Genomic DNA, 403 nt, shown 5'->3' with positions numbered 1-403 from the left:
GTTTCATGGCGCACTTGATCTGGATTCCGGTAGCTTCGGCCGCTACTTTCTGAATCGCGGCCAGAAGCTGCTCGTCGGCTTCTTCGTCCGCTTCTTGCGCCGCGATACCGCGCACCACAGCTTCCACGATATCACGCATCGTGGTCCACGGGTCCGTTACCGGGCTCCCCGCATCGATTTCGAATTCGGCCTCAATATCGCTACGCAACTCTTCCATGTCGATTTCATCGAAGTTGTATTCGACGGTAAGATTCGTGTCGAGTTCGAGCGGGCCGTTCCCGACTGCGGCGCGCACCACACGCCGGACACGCTGCGCGAGACCCGGGTCGTACTTGACCTCGGGTTCACTGACCTTGATACCGGCCTGCGCGTCCAGCACGTCCATCACCACGTCGTACACCTG

Annotated in this window: 1 protein-coding gene; it reads right to left on the bottom strand. The window is 59.8% G+C overall.

Going from position 1 to position 403, the window contains the following annotated elements:
- Positions 1 to 403 (bottom strand): hypothetical protein (locus AC1RP1_RS07960; protein WP_481762715.1); only part of this gene is annotated, 403 nt, incomplete at both ends.

It is taken from the genome of Dellaglioa sp. CoH-56-MRSF-13 (assembly GCF_056782095.1).
Note: the sequence above shows the minus strand (reverse complement) of the source record. Positions and strands in the feature narration are given on the sequence as shown.